This is a genomic window from Aquitalea sp. ASV11 (genome assembly GCF_016429185.1).
In the GTDB taxonomy this organism is placed as follows: Bacteria; Pseudomonadota; Gammaproteobacteria; order Burkholderiales; family Chromobacteriaceae; genus Aquitalea; species Aquitalea pelogenes.
In genome coordinates, this window is record NZ_JAELUD010000004.1 from 65,949 (window position 1) to 85,466 (window position 19,518).

At 59.5% G+C, this 19,518-nt stretch carries 16 protein-coding genes; 3 read left to right on the top strand and 13 right to left on the bottom strand.

Annotated features, from left to right (window positions below):
• Nucleotides 1-6 precede the first annotated feature (6 nt).
• The 10 genes from JHD62_RS02750 to wecB form a co-directional block, all read right to left on the bottom strand.
• Nucleotides 7-447 (bottom strand): PaaI family thioesterase, encoded by a 441-nt coding sequence (locus JHD62_RS02750; RefSeq protein WP_045846915.1) that lies wholly within the window; start codon nucleotides 445-447, stop codon nucleotides 7-9.
• Nucleotides 444-911 (bottom strand): PaaI family thioesterase, encoded by a 468-nt coding sequence (locus JHD62_RS02755; RefSeq protein WP_199101671.1) that lies wholly within the window; start codon nucleotides 909-911, stop codon nucleotides 444-446. Before JHD62_RS02755 ends, JHD62_RS02750 begins: the two co-directional genes overlap by 4 nt.
• A complete protein-coding gene (gyrA, locus tag JHD62_RS02760; protein WP_199101672.1) occupies nucleotides 908-3,607 on the bottom strand; it encodes a DNA gyrase subunit A in 2,700 nt (899 codons plus the stop codon). Before gyrA ends, JHD62_RS02755 begins: the two co-directional genes overlap by 4 nt.
• 275 nt (nucleotides 3,608-3,882) lie before the next feature.
• Nucleotides 3,883-4,695, bottom strand: coding sequence for a hypothetical protein (locus JHD62_RS02765; RefSeq protein WP_199101673.1), 813 nt, complete (start codon nucleotides 4,693-4,695; stop codon nucleotides 3,883-3,885).
• Nucleotides 4,692-5,609, bottom strand: a complete 918-nt coding sequence (locus JHD62_RS02770) for a YaiO family outer membrane beta-barrel protein (protein ID WP_199101674.1) — start codon at nucleotides 5,607-5,609, stop codon at nucleotides 4,692-4,694. The genes JHD62_RS02765 and JHD62_RS02770 overlap by 4 nt, the downstream gene beginning before the upstream one ends.
• 5 nt (nucleotides 5,610-5,614) lie before the next feature.
• Complete coding sequence (locus JHD62_RS02775) at nucleotides 5,615-7,477, bottom strand: hypothetical protein (protein WP_199101675.1); 1,863 nt, start codon at nucleotides 7,475-7,477, stop codon at nucleotides 5,615-5,617.
• Nucleotides 7,478-7,483: 6 nt separating this feature from the next.
• On the bottom strand, nucleotides 7,484-8,392 hold the full coding sequence (locus JHD62_RS02780; RefSeq protein ID WP_199101676.1) for a hypothetical protein: 909 nt from the start codon (nucleotides 8,390-8,392) through the stop codon (nucleotides 7,484-7,486).
• Between the two features lie 49 nt (nucleotides 8,393-8,441).
• A complete protein-coding gene (locus JHD62_RS02785) occupies nucleotides 8,442-9,473 on the bottom strand; it encodes a hypothetical protein (protein WP_199101677.1) in 1,032 nt (343 codons plus the stop codon).
• A complete protein-coding gene (locus JHD62_RS02790) occupies nucleotides 9,470-11,089 on the bottom strand; it encodes a glycosyltransferase family 2 protein (RefSeq protein WP_199101678.1) in 1,620 nt (539 codons plus the stop codon). Before JHD62_RS02790 ends, JHD62_RS02785 begins: the two co-directional genes overlap by 4 nt.
• Nucleotides 11,073-12,245, bottom strand: coding sequence for a non-hydrolyzing UDP-N-acetylglucosamine 2-epimerase (gene wecB / locus JHD62_RS02795; RefSeq protein ID WP_370541019.1), 1,173 nt, complete (start codon nucleotides 12,243-12,245; stop codon nucleotides 11,073-11,075). Before wecB ends, JHD62_RS02790 begins: the two co-directional genes overlap by 17 nt.
• Nucleotides 12,246-12,955: 710 nt before the next feature.
• Here wecB and JHD62_RS02800 point away from each other — a divergent pair.
• A complete protein-coding gene (locus JHD62_RS02800) occupies nucleotides 12,956-14,584 on the top strand; it encodes a methyl-accepting chemotaxis protein (RefSeq protein ID WP_199101679.1) in 1,629 nt (542 codons plus the stop codon).
• A 57-nt stretch (nucleotides 14,585-14,641) separates the two neighbouring features.
• Here JHD62_RS02800 and alaC read toward each other — a convergent pair whose 3' ends face one another.
• Nucleotides 14,642-15,835, bottom strand: a complete 1,194-nt coding sequence (gene alaC, locus JHD62_RS02805) for an alanine transaminase (protein WP_199101680.1) — start codon at nucleotides 15,833-15,835, stop codon at nucleotides 14,642-14,644.
• A gap of 185 nt (nucleotides 15,836-16,020) precedes the next feature.
• On the opposite strand from alaC, the gene JHD62_RS02810 reads away from it, so the two are divergent.
• Nucleotides 16,021-16,491: an Lrp/AsnC family transcriptional regulator gene (locus tag JHD62_RS02810; protein WP_199101681.1), complete on the top strand. Its 471-nt coding sequence runs from the start codon at nucleotides 16,021-16,023 to the stop codon at nucleotides 16,489-16,491.
• Between the two features lie 8 nt (nucleotides 16,492-16,499).
• Here JHD62_RS02810 and JHD62_RS02815 read toward each other — a convergent pair whose 3' ends face one another.
• Both JHD62_RS02815 and JHD62_RS02820 read right to left on the bottom strand, forming a co-directional pair.
• Nucleotides 16,500-17,261, bottom strand: a complete 762-nt coding sequence (locus JHD62_RS02815; protein WP_199101682.1) for a dimethylarginine dimethylaminohydrolase family protein — start codon at nucleotides 17,259-17,261, stop codon at nucleotides 16,500-16,502.
• Between the two features lie 123 nt (nucleotides 17,262-17,384).
• The gene (locus JHD62_RS02820) at nucleotides 17,385-18,356 is read right to left on the bottom strand and encodes a sugar-binding transcriptional regulator (RefSeq protein ID WP_199101683.1); all 972 of its coding nucleotides are present in this window, start codon (nucleotides 18,354-18,356) and stop codon (nucleotides 17,385-17,387) included.
• 354 nt (nucleotides 18,357-18,710) lie between these two features.
• Here JHD62_RS02820 and JHD62_RS02825 point away from each other — a divergent pair, with 354 nt between their 5' ends.
• On the top strand, nucleotides 18,711-19,484 hold the full coding sequence (locus tag JHD62_RS02825; RefSeq protein ID WP_199052736.1) for an L-iditol 2-dehydrogenase: 774 nt from the start codon (nucleotides 18,711-18,713) through the stop codon (nucleotides 19,482-19,484).
• Nucleotides 19,485-19,518: the final 34 nt, after the last annotated feature.

Sequence of the window (19,518 nt, forward strand, 5' to 3'; positions counted from 1 at the left end):
TGTGTGTCACTGCGTCAGCAGGAAATGGGCCCGTGCCACGGCCACCGGCTTGCGGCGGTCTTCTTGCCAGGCCTCTATCAATACATGTGCCACGCGCTTGCCCTGCTTGGTGATTTCACAGCGGGCAAACAGGGTTTGCGGTCGGCCGGAGCGCAGGTAGTCGAGGGAAAAATCGACAATCTTGGGTGCTTCCAGCGATTCGCGATGCCAGATCAGATGCAGCAGCGCGGCATTCTCCAGAAAACCGCCAATCAAGCCGCCATGCAGTGCTGGCAGGACGGTGTTGCCGACATTGCGCTCGGCGAAAGGCAACTGGAACAGCAGCTCGCCTGCTTCGTCTTCCAGCATTTCCACGCCCATCAGCCGGGCATAGGGAATGGCGTCAATCAGGGCGGTGAAGTCCTTGGCGTCGCGCAGTGCGGCCAGCTTTTCCATGAAATCGCTCATGGTTTTGGTTCCTGCAACATCGAGGCGCGGCTGGACTCCCGCATGAAAGTGGCGACGCCATGCGCAATCGGATCGGCAGGATCGTCGTGATAGCACACTGCGCGGGTGAAGGCGATCTGGCTGGCCAGGCGGTAACACTCCGCGCGGCAGTGAATGGCCTTGCCCGGTGTGGCTGCCTTCAGGTAGTCGATGCGCAGATCCAGCGTGGCGATGGTTTCGAAATCCGGCAGGCAGGCGGTGACCGAAACGGCACTGGTGGTATCCACCAGCGAGGTGATCACCCCGCCGTGGATGGTGCCGCTGGCGGGGTTGCCCACCAGGTCTTCCCGCCACTCCACCTTGAGCACCGGGCGGCGACCCTCGGTGCCCAGATACTGGAACCCAAGGGTGGCGCAGTGCGGGAGGGAGACGAAGAGCTTGCTCATCGTCTCCAGCACCTGCGGATTGGCAGGGCTTGGCGTCATGCCTCGGCATCCCCTGCGCTGGCGGCGTCGGCTGCTGGTGTGGCGACATCCTCACCGTTTACCACTTCGCCATCGGCAACTTCAACTTCCTCGTCGGACTCGCCTTCGGCCACTTTTTCCAGGCCGATCAACTTCTCGCCTTCGTCCAGGTTGATCAGGCGCACGCCCTGTGCCGAACGACCGGTTTCCCGTACTTCCGACACCTTGGTGCGGATCAGCACGCCACCGGTGGTGATCAGCATCACGTCGTCGCTGTCTTCCACCAGGCTGGCGGCCACCAGCTTGAGGCCGGTCTTGTCGGTCAGGTCCATCGCGATCACGCCCTGGGTGCCACGGCTGGTATGACGGAATTCGCCGGTGCGGGTGCGCTTGCCATAGCCGCCATCGCTGGCGGTCAGGACTTGTTGTTCTTCCGAGTTGGTGACCAGCAGGGAAATCACCTGCTGGCCTTCACCCAGCATCATGCCGCGCACGCCGCCGGCGGTACGGCCCATGGCACGCACGTCGGTTTCGCTGAAACGCACGGCCTTGCCGGCGTCGGAGAACAGCATGATCTGGTCGTTGCCGGAAGTCAGGGCGACACCGATCAGGTTGTCACCTTCGTCCAGACGCACGGCAATGATGCCGGCGGTACGCGGACGGGAGAAGGCTTCCAGCGGGGTTTTCTTCACCGTGCCGTTGGCGGTGCACATGAAGATGAACGGGCCCTTGGCCTTGAGGGCGGCGGCTTCGTCGTCCTCGTTTTCGTCACACACGGCTTCGGCATCGGTGAAGGCCTTGATCGGCAGCAGCGCATTGATCTTCTCGCCATCGGCCAGCGGCAGCACATTCACCATCGGCTTGCCGCGGCTGTTGCGACCGCCTTGCGGCAGATCGTAAACCTTGATCCAGTAGCAACGGCCCTTGCTGGAGAAGCACAGCACGTAGTCGTGGGTATTGGCCACAAACAGGGTGTCGATGAAATCGTCATCCTTGGTGGCGGCAGCCTGCTTGCCACGACCGCCACGGCGTTGCGAGCGGTAGTCGTCAATCGGCTGGGTCTTGATGTAGCCGGTATGGGAGATGGTCACCACCATGTCTTGCGGGGTGATCAGGTCCTCGATATTGATGTCGCCACCGAACGGTTCGATTTCAGAGCGACGTTCGTCACCGAACTGGGTCTTGATGGCGGAAAGTTCGTCACCGATGATCTGGTTGATGCGTTCCGGACGTTCCAGAATGTCGATCAGATCCAGAATGATGGCCATGATGTCGCGGTATTCCCCGACGATCTTGTCCTGTTCCAGGCCGGTCAGCCGTTGCAGACGCATTTCCAGGATGGCCTGGGCTTGCGCGTCGGACAGGCGGTAGCCATCCGGGTGCAGGCCGAACTCGGCGTCCAGCCCGTCCGGGCGTGCCTTGCTCTGGTCCACGCGGGACAGCATTTCTTCCACCAGCTCCGAGCGCCATGCGCGCGCCATCAGTGCTACCTTGGCAGCCGGCGGGGTTTCCGAGGCCTTGATCAGCGCAATGATGTCGTCGACATTGGACAGCGCAACCGCCAGGCCTTCCAGGATGTGGCCACGCTCGCGCGCCTTGCGCAGTTCGTAGATGGTGCGGCGGGTAACGACTTCGCGGCGGTGGCGCAGGAATTCGTCGATGATCTGCTTCAGGTTCAACAGGCGCGGCTGGCCGTCGACCAGTGCCACCATGTTGATGCCGAAGCTGTCTTGCAGCTGGGTGAGCTTGAACAGGTGGTTGAGCACCACCTCCGGCATTTCGCCGCGCTTGAGTTCGATTACCACGCGCATGCCGGACTTGTCAGACTCGTCGCGCAGGTCGGAAATGCCTTCGATCTGCTTGTCACGCACCAGTTCGGCAATGCGCTCCAGCAGACGCGACTTGTTCACCTGGTACGGAATCTCGTCGACGATGATGGCCTGACGGTCACCCTTGCCGATGTCTTCAAAGTGGGTGCGGGCGCGCATGATGACGCGGCCGCGACCGGTACGGTAGCCCTCTTTCACCCCGGCGGTGCCGTAGATGATGCCTGCAGTCGGGAAGTCAGGTGCCGGAATGATGTCGATCAGCTCGTCGATGGTCATTTCCGGATTGGCCAGCAGCGCCAGGCAGGCGTCCACCACTTCCGTCAGGTTATGCGGCGGAATGTTGGTGGCCATGCCCACGGCAATGCCGGAGGAGCCGTTGATCAGCAGGTTGGGAATCTTGGCCGGCAGGATCAGAGGTTCGTGTTCGGAGCCGTCGTAGTTCGGCCCGAAGTCCACGGTTTCCTTGTCGATATCCGCCAGCAGTTCGTGCGCAATGCGCGCCATGCGGATTTCGGTGTAACGCATGGCGGCGGCGCTGTCGCCATCCACCGAGCCGAAGTTGCCCTGACCATCCACCAGCGGGTAACGCAGGCTGAAGTCCTGCGCCATGCGCACGATGGTGTCGTATACCGCCGAGTCACCGTGCGGGTGGTATTTACCAATGACATCGCCCACGATACGCGCGGATTTCTTGTATGCACGGTTCCAGTCGTTGGAAAGTTCGTGCATGGCAAACAGCACGCGACGATGTACCGGTTTGAGGCCATCACGCACATCGGGAAGTGCACGACCCACGATCACGCTCATGGCGTAGTCGAGGTAGGAGCGGCGCATTTCCTCTTCGAGGCTGATTGGGATCGTTTCCTTGGCGAAAAGCTGATCTGTCATGGGTAAATGGCTATCTTTTCAGGAATCAAAAATAAGCTTCGATTCTACCACGTCCACCCCGTCAGCGCATGTCTTGTCGTGCGGCCCGCCCCGTGCCGCACCAGCAATTCAAGGCCTTGCCGGGAGCAGCATGGTCATCCCCTTGCCGCTCAGTGACTTAGCGCGGGTTGCGGGTGGGAATTCGCCGTGCCCGCAGCGCCTGCAATGTAAAAACGGGCCGCCATGCAAACATGGCGACCCGTCGGACAATGCAAGACTGACCGGTATTCAGCTGCTCAGCTGGACTGATGTCCGCTGCCAAACTCCCAGCTCATGGCCCAGGCGTAGAAAGCAATCAGCATCATCACATTCAGCATCAGGCTGAACAGGATGAACAGCATGGGCATGAACATCAGCGAGCCGTAGTGCATGATGATTGCAGCCAGAAAATAATGCAGCGGCGCTGCCACCAGCAGATAAGCCATGGAAATCGCCGTCAGCAGGATTTTCTCCACGATGGACTTGTTCAGGATGTTGAAGGTGATGCTGTGTATCCACGGTACCAGGAAAGTCAGGATCAACACCGTTTCCAGGCAGGTGTGGTGGTATTCCGGCAGCGAATGCGTGAAACCTGCCGGATACAGCGCAAAGAACAGGCAAGCGCTGCCATGCACGATGACAATCAGGCGCAGCACGTAGCGCATTGGCGTGTTTTCCTTGTTGATCAGGAAAGACAGCACCAGCAATACCACGCATGCCACGCAATTAAGCCACCACTGCCAGTAGCTGGGCACCGAGGCGGACAGCTCCAGCCAGGGCAAGGAAACCATCGGGTGCAGCGGCCAGCCGTCAATGGCCTGGCTGGACAGATCAGCCGGCACGCCGGTAAAGGCCACCGCCCAGGCGGTCAACATCTGCCAGAACTGCATCACCTGCGGCAGGAAAGCCAGCAGGATCAGGTCGAACAGCAATGGCAGGCCGATGATCTCCACCCAGCGTACGCGGGTGAAGCGCTCGGTGCGCATGGCGCGATGGCTCTGGATGACACCACCGGCATAGCCGGTACTGCGCATCGCATTGAGCAAGTCCGCGCGCTGTTTGAGGCTCATGGCAGGTCCCAGAACACGGCAGCGGAACCACCAGAGCGCTGGTAATACGTGCCGTGGTAGTAATCCACCGTGGCATGCACACCCCAGTGCGGGCCGATCCATTCTTTCCAGCCCAGGCTGTAATACTGGCTGTCAAACACCTGCTGCGAGGCGCTGTTGCCGACCGGCATGTAACCTTCACTGCCGGAGTTCACCGACAGCACGATCTGACGCCAGCGGTCACGACCATAGGTAACAGCACCATAGCCCTGGGTGGAAATGACACTGCCCGGATTGCTCAGGTTGCGGTGAATGCCGCCTTCAATAACCCACGGGCCGTCAAAGTAATAGATCAGGCCGGCGGTATAAACGCGGTCACTGTAGCCCTGGCGGTTGTCGTTGTAGGCAAAGCCGAAAGTGGACACCAGATTGCGATCGGCCAGCCATTTGCGGTTGATGGCTGCGCCGTAGTGCTTGTCAGCCCAGAAAGTACCGGCACTGCTCTTGCCGAATTCCAGACGACCGAACCAGTCCTGGTTGATGTCATGGTTCCAGCCGCCATTGAATGCCGTGCCGCTTTCACCGAAGCGGTGGTCATTCTGCACGATCCAGTCGAATACATTGGCGGTGTCTGTCTGCCACACACCGGAGACAAAGGCACTGTTCCAGTCGCCATTGCCACCGCTGACATGGTGACCGCCACCACCTACTTCAATGCTGCGGCTCATGGAGTACGGACCAGCCACTTCCGGTGCCGCAGCAGCCTCGGGGGCCTCTGGCGCGGCAGCGGCTTCAGCCGCCGGTGCTGCTGCTGCAGCTTCCGCTGCAGCCGGGGCAGCTTCGGCGGCCGGCATGGCGTCTTCCGCCATCGCCAGCGGAGTGCTCAATACGCTGGCAAGCAGCAAGGCATAGTGTTGTTGTTTGAGTTTCATCATTCCCCTCACTGAGAAATACCTGTTGTCGGTAGATAGTCGATTTGCAAATCCTTGCCGGACTGCGCGGTAATGCGCCAGTCGGTGGCGGTTTCCTCGATGCGCGCGGCACCTGCCGTCACTTGCGGCTTGCCACTGATGCCGGCCTTGGGCAGCAGCCAGCTCTGATCAGCCAGTGATTGCGGATTGTTCGCCTGAATGCGCAGGCGTCCATCCGTGGCACCTGCCAGCGGCCGGGTTTTCCATGTGGTCAGTTCGCGTTGCGACAGGAAGCGCGCCAGGCCGGACATGGTGTACCAGCGGAACTTGCCACTGCTGCGCAAGTTTGCGGTCTGGGCCAGCCATTTGGCGGCGGCATCCTGGAAGAAATACACACCGGGCGGATGGAAATACACCAGGCGCGCTTCGCCCTTATCCACCACAAACTGGGTCATGGCCTGCAGCCATGCCTGCATGCGCGGCTGACCGTAATTGTTGCGCACACCTTCTTCGAACGAGGCTACCGCACCATCTGCCGAAACCGGGAAGGACCACGGGCGGCCATGCATGTCGGACGGATCAATAAAGGAACGGGTCGGGCCCATCGACAGATTGGCCACCTGGTAGTAGGCAATCACGCCATGCTTGCGCAGCCAGTCGGTCACCCAGCCTGGCTGATTGCCGTTGGGAGCGGAGTACTCGGTCAGCGGCTGATGGATGACGTTTTCCAGATCCTGCTTGTTATGCTCCAGATACGGCGTCCACTCTGCTCCGTTGTGCTCGTTGATGTTGAAGGCAAAGTAGTTGTGCGCCCAGCCGCCATGCGCACCAATTTCGTTACCCATGCCCTTGAGGCGGCTGACCAGCGCCTGTGCCTTCGGGTTGTTGGCCAGATCCATACCCATGTGATCTCCGGGGCGATTGGTGTCCGGGCCGGTGGTGAAGTGGATGGAATACGGCCCCTGCTTGAGGAAGCCGATTTTCTCCAGCATGTCGATATACGGCAGCGCATTGGCTGCATCGACGTGCCAGTTCATCACCAGTCCGCCAATACCGTCCGGCACGGCGGACAAGCGCGGCAGATGCAATACCTGGCCATTGAAAAAGGCCATGAAGGAATGCAGCCACAGGCCGTCAGTACGCACTGCCAGATAACCCACCGGCAGATTGACGAACAAGACCTTGCCCTTGCCGTAATCACGCAGACCAGCCAGCACCGAGCCGTCACGTCCTTCGGCCAACAGTTTGCCGGGGAAACTGCCGCGCGTTTCAAAATAGCTGAACGCCGCATTGTCATAGCCATAGGTTGTGGCCTGCAACCAGCCATTGCCACTGGCGGTATACGGCTGGAAGCGGCCGGGCGCAATGGCCAGGTCTGTGATGGTGGAAGGCGGCACCAGCAGCATGTCGTTGTGGATCATGCCCTTGCCGCGCTCGCGGAACAGCAAGTAGTCCACACCCACCAGACGGGTCAGTTCGGCACGGTCCAGGAAGCGACCATCGGCATTTTCGGTGGCTGCGTCATAGTTCAGCCACAGCGCACCACCCTGACGAACATATTCTTCCAGCACGCCGCCCAGTGCGGATGTGACATGACGGTGAATGCTGTCCGGCAACACCACGCCACGAATTTGCGCACGCTGCGCAGCATCCAGCGCCACAAAGTCGGCGGCGCGCATGGGAGTCATCAGCACACCGCTTTCTGCGGCGGCGTCCTGCCAGGTCAGCACGTATTTCCGCGAGGCTTCCGCATCCGGCAGCAACAAGACAATTCCGGCATCCGGAGCTGGCGCATTGCGGCTGCGCTGCCAATGCCACGCCAGACTGGCCAACAACACCAGAACCAGCAGCAGCACAAACCAGACCCACTTGGGCCATTGCTGTACTTTCATCAAACCTTACTTCCCCTCTTCTTGCTCAGCCGGATTGAAACGCTGTTCCAATCCCTGAAAAATAGCCTCTTCCAGCACATTCCAGCGCCGTCCGAGTCGCGATGGCGCTGCACGTTCCCACCATTGGCGCGCCACATCTTCCCGCTGGCTTTTAAGTGCAGCCAGGGTCAGCAGACCCCAGGCAAAATCCAGCTTCTTTTCATCCTGCATCAGCCATGGCCGCCCTTCGCCATTCAGCCAGTCATCCAGACCGGGTTGCCCTGGTGGCAAGCGCATCCCCGCCATCAGCGGAAACAGCTGTGCGGCACTGCGCGGGTAGAACGCCGCCGCCGGTTCGCCCTGGGTGGCAGTACGCCAGACATGACGGCGGGGGTTCCAGAACACCCGCACCATGGCGCGTTCCAGCTGGTCCGCCTGCTGGCAACCAAGACCGGCATGGCGGCAGTCGTCACGCAAGGCTTCCAGCACTTCCGCGTTGTCCATCAGGTAACCCAGGTCGGCACCGCGGGCGTAATGAAACACGCCACTGGCAACACGCAGCCGCAACAGGGCTTTTCTGGCCTTGCGCAGCGATTGCTGCAAGTCAGGGCTCATGTTGTCCGCTGTGCCATACACCCGGTACAACAAGGACAGCCACAGGGCCATGGTGGAGTCATCAGCGTCGGCATTGGCAAAACGACGCCACTCGCCGTTCTTTCCCCGGATGAAGCGGGGAAAGCTGCCGTTGGCTTCCTGGCGCGGTTGCAGCCAGGCTATCCATACGGTGGCAGCAGGCTTGGCATCCAGCCCCAGCTCATCCGCCGCCAGCAAGGCCTTCATCGCAAAGTACGGATCAACCACGCCACCCTCGTGTTGCAAGAGGATGGCGCCGTCTTCCATCTGGTACTGCTGCAAATCCAGGCTGTCATTGGCCATGGCGCTTCCTGTCCACAGCAACCAGGACAAACCCAGCCATGCGAGTTCTTTACGCCAGCTGCGCACGTTCATGCCGGATCGCACCACGTGTCCGTGCCCATACGGTGCCATGCACCTGCATGGGCAGCTTCAGCCGGATGGAGCTGGAGGAGACGCTGATCGGGCTGTGCAGACTGCCCAGCACGCAACGGCTGCCGACATAGACAAAGCGCTCGGCCACAATCGGACCCAGCAGCAGGCAGTCATTCAGGCAGGAAACCGACATGTCGGACACCATGGCTCCTTCGACAGCCACGGCATTGCCGATATGGATATTGCCACTGGCCTTGATGCTGCCCTGGATGTAACAACCATGGCCGATTTTCAGCGTGCCATGCACCACCAGGTGTCCGCGGATGACCGTGTCATCCGGAATGGTGAGATTGCCTTCCACCACCACCCGCTGGATGTCATCATTGAAAAACACCGTATGTTCCAGTGCCGTAATGTCGAACTCGCGGTACGGACCCATCGGCATCACTGGCCGCCAGGATAGACCCATGCGAATGACCGGTGCCTGGATGCGCTGGAAGCTGGCCGGGCCGGCAAAGGTCATTTCCTGCGCCGCCACCATGCGGCCGAACAGCGTGGCATTGCGGCCAATCAGCATGTGACGGGCACTGGCCCAGCGCACCACCGAATTGTGCTCACCCAGAATCAGGTCGCCCTCAGCCAGCAAGCTGCGCAGGATAACCCCGCCATGGGTTTCCACATCACCCGCGCAATACACTTCCTTGATAAAGCTGAAATCAGACGGAATCACCAGTCCTGCCGTGGACAGTACTTCTTCCTCGACTTTCTTTTCCAGCAGCACACTCCAGGATGCCAGCCGGGAATTCCAGTAATTCTGCAGCTGATCCAGCAGGCCATGGCTTTCCAGGTATTTGCGATAGTTTTCGGCAAATACATTGGACGAACCGGTATGCAGACGATTGATACCCAGCGAAGTGACATCGGTCTTGCGGATCAACTCCAGCAAGGCGGGCAACAAGGGCAGCAACATCAACAGCAATACGATTACAGCAAACAGCAATACCATCATTTGGCCTGCCCCCGATAACGCTTGGTCTTGTCCCAGTGCAGGTTTTGCGTCTTGCGGAAGGGCTCGATGATGAATTGCAGGATGGTGGCGTGCGAAATGGTCACCAGACTGACAATGAAACCAAAGATGGAGAACGGCAGAATGCGCAAGCGGTTGCCGCTGCCATCCAGATAGCAGGCCGTGCCGATTTCAAAAAACGCGGCAAAATTGCCCATGGCGCTGTAACACACCAGACCCAGGATCAGGAAGAAACCGGGCGAGGGCAATACGCTGTCGAAGTAGAACAGGATCAGGGTGATCAACCAGCCCAAGAGCAAAAACGGCGACATGGCATAAGTGCCAAGCAACAGCAGACCGTCCGATTTTTCACGGAAGGGCACGCCCTTGGTGCGCAGCAAACGGCCCACGTGACGCGCCAGTGCCTGATTGTGGCCGCGCGTCCAGCGCATCAGCTGGCGAATGCGCACCGGCCAGCTTTCCGGGACTTCCTCATAGCATTCGGAACGGTTGGTATAGGCTGTCAGCCAGCCGCCAATCAGCAAGCGGTAGGTCAGGTCTGTGTCTTCGGCCAGCACGTCATCATGCCAGCCACCCACGCTTTCCAGCGCAGCCACGCGGATGCCACCTACGGTGCCACCATATTGCGGCACCAGCTTCATGTTCATCCGTGCCTGCTGGTCTACCTGGTAGCCCCCTGCCCGCTCCATGTCCAGCAGGCGGGTCAGCATGTTGGTGCCGGCATTGAGCGGTACCACGCGCCCCATCACCGCCCCTACTTCCGGGTCGAAAAACGGTGCCACCAGCTGTTTGAGCAAGCCGCGCCCCGGCACATAGTCGGCATCGAACACGATGAAAATGTCGGTGTCGATCATGGCCGTGGCATCTTTCAGTGCAGCGGCCTTGCCCGGTTTGCCGGAGGTGCGGTGAAACGGACGGATGATATCCGGACGACGTGCGGCAATCTGGTCGATGATTTCACGGGTGCCATCGGAGGAACGGTCGTTCACCGGCATGATGATCATGCGGCCATCTGGATAGTCGGACTCCAGCAAGGCCTCCATTGCATCGGCAATCACCGCCTCTTCGTTGTGCGCGGCAATGAACACCGTCACCCGCGGCCATTCGGCGGTTTCGATATCCAGATATGGATGGCGCTGCTTGCCGAACAGGCGAGTGAGGGTAAAGGCCATATGCCGTACGGCATACACCATGATGAAGGCAACAATCACGTACAGGATGATGGCCAGAATGCGCAGGAACCACAGCGCAGGCGCAGAGCGCTGGCCATGGTGCGGCGGGTCTTCCTCCGCAGTGGCGCTGTTCTTGTCATCCTTGATCTGCTGTTCGATCACCGCCTGGGTGCGGCTCAGCGCAGCCTCACTGGCTGCGCCTTTCACCTCGACTGCCGGGCTGTGACGTTGCGCCGCAGGCACACTGGCGTCTGGCGGCAAATCCACCGCATCTTCAATAGGCAGTGCCGCCAGAGCGGCAGCGGATTGACTGTTGGCTGCCGATGCAGGCTTTGCAGCCTGCACTGTCATGCTCGCCCCCAACAGCAGCAACATCAGCAAGGCGCGCACGCTGCGACCCCGCTTGTGTTCAGCTTGCAGTGGCAAGGGACGCCTCCGCAGCCATTTCATGCCGCAACTGCGGCAGGGATGCCAGAATGCTGGCAATGCGCCGTCCGGCAGAACCATCGCCATACGGGCTGTGCGCCTGCGACATATTGGCGTACACCATGGCGTCATCCAGCAGTTCGCTGGCGCAGCGCACGATGTTTTCCGCTTCAGTCCCTACCAGGCGTGCCACGCCGGCAGCCAGCGCTTCGGGGCGCTCGGTGGTGTCGCGGGTCACCAGCACGGGCTTGCCCAGCGCCGGGGCTTCTTCCTGGATGCCACCGGAGTCGGTGATGATCAGGTGGCAACGGTTCATCAGATAGACAAAGGGCAGGTATTCCTGCGGCTCGATCAGATGAATGTTGGATACGCGGGACAGCAGTTCGAACACCGGTTTGCGCACATTGGGGTTCAGATGCACCGGGTAGACAATGTCCACATCCGGGTAGCGTTGCGCCAGTTTGAGCAGGCCGTTGCAGAAACTGGCAAATTTGTCGCCAAAGTTCTCGCGGCGATGCCCGGTAACCAGAATCATGCGGGCATCGGTACGGATAAAGGAGAAGCTCTCCTCCATGCTGGCGCGCAGGTCGGCATTTTTTTGCAGTTTTTCCACAGCCAGCTTTAGGGTGTCAACCACACTGTTGCCGGTAATGAAAATGCGCGACGGATCGATTTTTTCCGCGTACAGGTTGCGGCAGGACTCTTCTGTCGGGGCAAAGTAGAAACTGGTCAGCGTATCGGTAACGCGGCGGTTCATTTCTTCCGGCCACGGCGAATACAGATCACCGGTACGCAAACCGGCTTCCACGTGGCCGATAGGCACCTTGCGGTAAAACGCAGCCAGGCTGGCACCCAGTGTGGTAGCGGTATCGCCATGCACCAGCACCACGTCGGGGCGCTCCTGCTCCAGCACCTTGTCGATGCCCTCAATCAGCCTTGCCGTCAAGGACGCCAGGCTTTGCCCCTGCTGCATCAGTTGCAGGTCGAAGTCAGGCTTGACCTCAAAGAAGTCCAGTACCTGATCCAGCATTTCCCGATGCTGACCCGTCACACAAACCCGCGACTCGATATTGGGAAAAGACTCCAGTGCCTGGATGACCGGCACCATTTTCACGGCTTCCGGCCGTGTACCGAATACTGTCAAAACCTTGATCACGCGACTACCCCGTTTGCATAATTCTTCATCTGCCCACATTGCGCACCTAACCTTTGCAATTGCTTGTGTCGTGCACTGAAAATGCCTGCCATCCCGACCTTGAAGGTCCATGATTGCTACCACTCCGTTCTGCGTCCGTATTTTTATTGAGCAAACATCGTGCCCATTCTTGGCGGATTTCAGCCGGAGTGGCTTTTGTTTTTCTGTATTTTATTCGCAGACTGACGAAATTATCTAAATAAAAATTAATACCAACACATTATTTAAAATAAACAAGTTTATTTAAATAAGGGCTGAATTTGGATGATTTTTGTTGCGGGAAGCAATGTAACGCATGACAGCAGGATTTTCAACATGAAATGAATGCATTTTAAACATATTCCTGCCAATGCTCGTGCCAATCATGCGGTAACTGCATTCTGTCCCTGGCGTTGAGCATCAACTCCCTCGGGGCTGGCAGCATAGAGCGTGGACATTGTGGGCTGATGACAGCCTGCATGCTTGTTGCCAGCAGACGAAGATCAGCAAGGTAATGGCTGACCATAACAGGCATTAGCTGACGCTTTTTGTCAGCTACGTGCCGTACCTGCATACGGCATGAACTTGCCTGTTTCCATCGAAATTGCAGCTTGCAGTGGCATAGACCGTCGGGATGTTCTTTACTGAAGGTAAACAATAGGCACAAACAATCAAAACAGGTGGAGCACGCCATGCAATTTCTCGACAATCTCAGCCTGACACGCAAGTTTCTGGTCAACTTCCTGCTCAGTGGTGGCGTATTGATTGCCGCCATTGTGTTTTGCATCATGCAAATCCGCTCCGTTGGCAATGAAACGCATGAAATTGCACAGGACTGGCTGCCTTCAGTGCAGTCTGTTGGTGAAATAAGCCAGTTGCGACTGCGCTACCGGGTTCGCAGCTTGGAATACATGCTGCCCAACAGCCCGGAAGAACGCATCAAGATGGAAAAATCCATGTCCGAGCTGGATCAGCAACTGCAAACAGCCTTCAAGCGCTACGAAGCACTGATCAGTTCTGACACGGAAAAGGCTGCCTATCAGCAGGCGGTGTCTGCCGCTGCTGCGTATCGTGACGTGGTGAATCAGGCGGTTCAGCTGATGAAGGACGGCCATGAAGACCAGGCTCAAGCCCTGCGCAAGGGTGAGTGGGTAAAGAAAGCCAACACGCTGCGCGACCTGACCGACTCCCTGATCAAGCTGAATGCGGATGGCGCGGCCGTAGCAGCCACGCGCGCAGATGCAGATGTCAAGTCCGGTATTAGTGGTGGCATATTGGCACTGATTGTCGGTGTCATCCTGTCACTGGCCTTGTCGCTGCTGGTGGCACGGCGCATTGCTGGCAGGCTGGACAATACGGTAGCCGCTGCACGACGCATTGCCGATGGCGATTTGCGTGGCGGCCTGCCGCCCGCCAGCAGTGATGAGGTTGGCAAGCTGATTGTGGCGATGGGCAATATGCAAACCGCCCTGCGTGACGCCATGCAGGACTCGCGCCGCAATGCACAGGTATTGCTGGAGTCATCCCGCCAGCTCAACCGGTCGGTACAGCAAATGGAGCAATCAGCCAGCCTGCAAAGTGAAGCTGCCTCCACCATTGCCGCCAATACCGAACAACTGACGGTTTCCATCAACCACGTGGCCAATGGCACGACTGAAGCCGCCAGCCTGAGCAGCGCGTCCGACCAGCAGGCAGCCAACGGCCTGGATGCATTGCGCGCCCTTGGCAGCCAGATCAACGACATATCACAGGTGGTTGGCAATGCCGCCGAACGGATTGCCCTGCTTCAGACCGAATCCGCCAAGATTTCATCCATTGTCGCTGTCATCAAGGACATTGCCGACCAGACCAATCTGCTGGCGCTCAATGCTGCAATCGAAGCCGCCCGTGCCGGTGAGCAAGGGCGGGGCTTTGCCGTGGTGGCCGATGAAGTACGCAAGCTGTCCGAGCGCACCGCGCAATCCAGTAATGAAATCATCCTGATGGTGAATGCCATCCAGCAATCCACCCGCGATGTGGTGCATGGCGTGGATCAGGGCGTGGAGCTGATCAGTACCAGTGTCAGCAATACCCATGCAGCTGGTGATACGGTATCCGCCTTGCGTGACAGTGCGCGGCAGGTGGCCGGCATTGTCAACGAACTGAATACCGCCCTGCACGAACAGGCCGCTGCCGCTACCGAGGTGGCGCAAAAAGTGGAAACCATTGTCCAGCATGCAGAAGAAGCCAGCGCTACCGCGCACAGCACGGCGCAGTCGGCCGATGCAGTTGAAAAAATCGCCACCGACATGGAAAAACTGGTGGCGCGCTTCCAGGTGTGAACGCACACAAAAAAGGCCACGCTGACAAGCGTGGCCTTTTGACATGCAAACCGCAGTTCACTGCTCCTTGAACATGGCCTTGATGCCGCGCAAGGCCTGGCGGATACGCGCTTCGTTCTCAATCAACGCAAAACGCACGTATTCATCACCCTGGTCACCAAAACCGATGCCGGGTGACACGCACACCTTGGCCTTTTCCAGCATCAGGCGGGCGAACTCCAGCGAGCCCAGTGCACGCCACTGCTCCGGAATGCGCGCCCAGATATACATGGAAGCCTTGGGGCATTCCACTTCCCAGCCAATCTCGTTCAATCCCTTCACCAGCACGTCGCGGCGCTGCTGGTATTTGGCAGCGATATCACGCACGCATTGCTGATCGCCTTCCAGTGCGGCAATGGCGGCCACTTGCAGCGGGGTGAAGGTGCCGTAGTCGTGGTAGCTCTTCATCCGTGCCAGCGCAGCCACCAGGTCCGGGTTGCCCACCATGAAGCCGATGCGCCAGCCCGCCATGTTGTAGCTCTTGCTGAGGGTAAAGAATTCGACGGCGATGTCCTTGGCTCCCGGCACCTGCATGATGGACGGCGCTTTCCAGCCATCAAACACGATGTCGGCATAGGCCAGGTCATGTACCACGAAGATGTCGTGCTTCTTGGCCAGGGCAATCACTTTTTCGAAGAAATCCAGCTCCACGCACTGCGCAGTGGGATTCGACGGAAAGCCCAGCACCATCATCTTGGGCTTGGGGTAGCTGCCACGAATGGCTTTTTCCAGTTCGGCAAAAAAGTCGATGCCCGGCACCAGCGGTACCGAACGGATTTGCGCGCCTGCGATCACCGCGCCGTAAATGTGGATGGGATAACTCGGATCCGGCACCAGCACGGTATCACCACCATCCAGCGTGGCCAGCATCAGGTGGGCCAGGCCTTCCTTGGAACCGATGGTGACAATCGCCTCGCTATTGGGGTCGATGTCCACCTCGTAGCGGTCCTTGTACCAGCGCGAAATGGCACGACGCAGCCGTGGGATGCCCTTGGATGCGGAATAGCCGTGGGTATCCGGGCGTTGTGACACTTCGTTGAGCTTGGCCACGATATGCGGCGGGGTGGCCCCATCGGGGTTGCCCATGCTCAGGTCGATGATGTCCTCGCCGCGTTGTCTGGCAGCCAGTTTCAGTTCGGCGGTGATATTGAATACGTAGGGAGGGAGACGATCGATGCGCGCAAAGCGGCGCTTGCCTGCAGAGGAAGCCATGTGAGCCTTTCACGTAAGCGCCCGGAACCGTCCGAGCGACGTTGCCCATGAGGGGCAGAGACGATCCTATCCCCGCCTGCTGCGATGCACAAGGATTTTTTGCCGTCGGCATTATTCTTGACAAGCCAGCGCTGGCAGCGCTGCAATGCGCTCTTGTGTCACCGCCCCATGAAGCCTTGTTCCCCATGACAGACAAGAATGGCCTGGATCGCATCGATCTGAAAATCCTCGACATCCTGCAACGCGATGGCCGCCTGCCCTTCCAGCGTCTGTCCGAGCAGGTAAACCTGACCCCGCGTCCTTGTCTGGAGCGGGTGCGCCGTCTGGAAAAGGCCGGCATCATCAAGGGCTACAGCGCCATCGTCAACCTGCCGCGCAGTGCACCGCCACTGGTGATTCTGGCGCAGGTGACGCTGGCCGACCATCTGGTTTCCCAGCAAGCCTTCATTGCCGAAATCCAGCGCACCCCGCAAGTGCAGGATGGCTGGATGGTGAGCGGCACGGTGGATTTTTTACTGCGCATTGCCTGCCAGCACATTGATGAATATCGCCAGCTGGCCGACGCCTGGCTGGCCAGCACGGCGTTTCGCATCGAGAAAATCCTGACCACTACCGAGCTGCAAACCATCAAGCGCGATGGCCGCAGCCCGGAATAGCGTCACCGTCAGAAGCGCAAGGACAGGCAGGTGAGTCCGCCGTCCATCTTGCGGATTTCACTGGTATCGGTCTGGATGATGGGCAGGTCCAGCTGCTGTAGCTGACGCAAGGTATGCGGATAGCCGCTGGGGGTGATCAGGGTGTTGTTGATCCACATGGTGTTGCCGGCGTATTCCTCGGCCGGGTCCAGCACGATATGGCGAAAATCGCGGAAGGCCGGTTCATCGGCCGCGCTTGCTGACAGCAGCACGGTATTGCGTCCCACATAATTCACCACCGATTTCAGATGCAGGCCGGAGGCCACCGGCACTGCCTGCACGCTGTAGCCGAATTTTTCCACCTCGCGGGCAAAGCGGCTGATGCCAGCTTCATTGGTGCGGCTGGACAGGCCGATGAAGAAACGCTTGTCCACCATCAGCACATCGCCGCCATCCATGTGCTCGCCCTCACCCAGCCACACCGCATGGCGAAAACGCGATATCAGCGGAGCAATGCTGTGCACCTCGCCCCGCCGCGACGCCGCACCCGGATGGGTGATGATGGCCAGCTCCGGCATCATCACCGCCACGTCTTCCACAAAATGGGCATCGGGGAAATCCGGCAAGGCCGGCAGCGTGGTGACGGTCAGGCCAAGTTGCAGCAGGATGTCGATGTATTCACAAAACTGCTGCCGGGTGAGCGCGGCATCCGGCACACCAAGGCTGGCCGTGGTCAGCCCGGCGGCAACGGTGTCGGCAGGCAGGCGGGTGATGGCATGGGTAAAGTACATGGCGATTGCTCCGGTAATGGGCTGATACGACAGGTGTTGTCTGTCTTGCTGCCCACCATTCTAGGGAGGTCTTCCTGCCAGAACGGTTGATATGCGGCCATGCCGCAGCCAATCTGCGCTGTGTTACCGCCCAGACGCAGCCTGGTCGGTCCAGGCCAGAATCTGCCGGGCGCAACCCTCATCGGTCACCAGCCCGGACAGCCACTGACCGCGCAGCACCGCCAGAATGGCGGACGCCTTGCTTTCCCCGCCGGCAAAGGCAATCACCGGGCGTTGCGGGGCATGCTGCAATGGCAGGCTGGTGACGCGCTGCTGGATGTCGGCAGCGGCCAGCTGGCCCTGCTTGTCGATGGGCCGGCCAATGATTTCAGCCACGGCATTCTGTGCCATCAGGGCCTGCACCTCGGCCTCGGTCAAAAAGCCGTCTTCCTGCAAGGCGCAGTGCTCGCCAATGCTGCCAATGCCGATGAACGCCACATCAGCCTGCGCCGCCAGCCCTTCCACCACATGGTAGAGCCGGTGGTTGCACCACAAGGCGCGGTCGCTTGCGTTATCGGCATACAAGGGGGCGGGCAGCAGGAAATACTTGCTCTGGGTTTTTTGCGAGGCGGGCAAGGCCACGTCGTAACGGTTGGATGAACCGTCATGCGCAATGGTGCCGATCAGCGATACCAAACGGTGTTGCGGGCAATCCAGCGGCGGCAGTTCGTCGATGATGGCCTTGAGGGTACGGCCCGAACCCAGCGCCACCACCATCGGTTTGTCCTGGGTGAGATAGCGCTGGAAGATTTGCGCGCCGGCCACCGCCAGCTTTTGCTGCAGCTCGGCGGGCGAGTCCATGTCCTTGGGCACCACTTCGCACAAGCTCAGGCCGAACCTTGCCTGCAAGGCGGCAGCCAATTCCAGACAATCCGCCACCGGGTGTTGCACCGACACCTTGACCAGACCGCCCTCCACTGCCGAAGCCAGCAGCCGTTGCGCCACCTGGCGTGACACATTCAGCTGCTCGGCCACTTCGTTCTGGTTCTTGCCTGCCACGTAATACAACCAGGCTGCTCTTGCTGCCTGATCCAGCTTGTCCTGTTGTTTGGCCATCTCCCCTCCTGCCGGTTTTCCTGTCGGGCCCAGCCCTCACTGTGTGGCGTTGTACCACCGCCCCCGCCCCCGGCGTCAAGCACTGTGTGAATGCACGGCCACTGCCCTGCCACGCCGTACTGGATACAACAGCGTGCGACATACCGCCCATTACTGGCGCAAGGCAAGCCTGATCAGCCTGTCAGCCCTTATGTGCGGCGCAGCAAAATGTCACGGGAAATCATGATGCTATGCAGCATCAGTCAGCCATCACAAAAAGCGCTTGACAGCAAATTTCAAATTATCGAATATTTGCCCACAACAAGGGCATTTGCTCTAAAAGCAAAACATCAAGCCTGCAACGGAGACAACACAGTGAAACTCGCCAACAAAACGGCCATCCTCACCGGGGCCGCCAGCGGCATCGGCATTGCCGTCGCCCGCCGCTATCTGCAAGAAGGTGCCAGCTGCCTGCTGGTGGACCTGAAACTCAACGACGAACTCCAGGCATTGCAACAGGAACACCCACAACACGTGGCCTTGCTGCAAGCCGACGTCACCCGGCGCGAAGATATCGCCGCCATCGTCAGCACTGCCATAGAACGCTTTGGCGGCATCGACATCCTGTACAACAACGCAGCCATCTTCGACATGCACCCCTTGCTGGACGAATCCTGGGACAGCTTCGACCGGCTGTTTGCGGTCAACGTCAAGGGCATGTTCTTCCTGCTGCAAGCCGTGGCACGCCAGATGGTGGAACAAGGTCGCGGTGGCAAGATCATCAACCTTTCCTCCCAGGCCGGTCGTCGTGGCGAGGCGCTGGTGGCCCACTACTGCGCCACCAAGGCGGCCGTCATCAGCTATACCCAGTCTGCCGCCCTGGCGCTGGCTCCGCATGGCATCAATGTGAACGGCATCGCCCCCGGCGTGGTGGATACGCCGATGTGGAAGGATGTCGACGCGCTGTTTGCCCGCTACGAAGGCCGCCAGCCCGGCGAGAAAAAACGCCTGGTGGGCGAAGCCGTGCCGCTGGGCCGCATGGGCCTGCCGGAAGACCTGACCGGTGCGGCCCTGTTCCTGGCTTCGGCCGATTCCGATTACATCACCGCCCAGACGCTGAACGTGGACGGTGGCAACTGGATGAGCTGAGCCCTCGCGCCCGGCCATGCAGATTTTCCCGTCC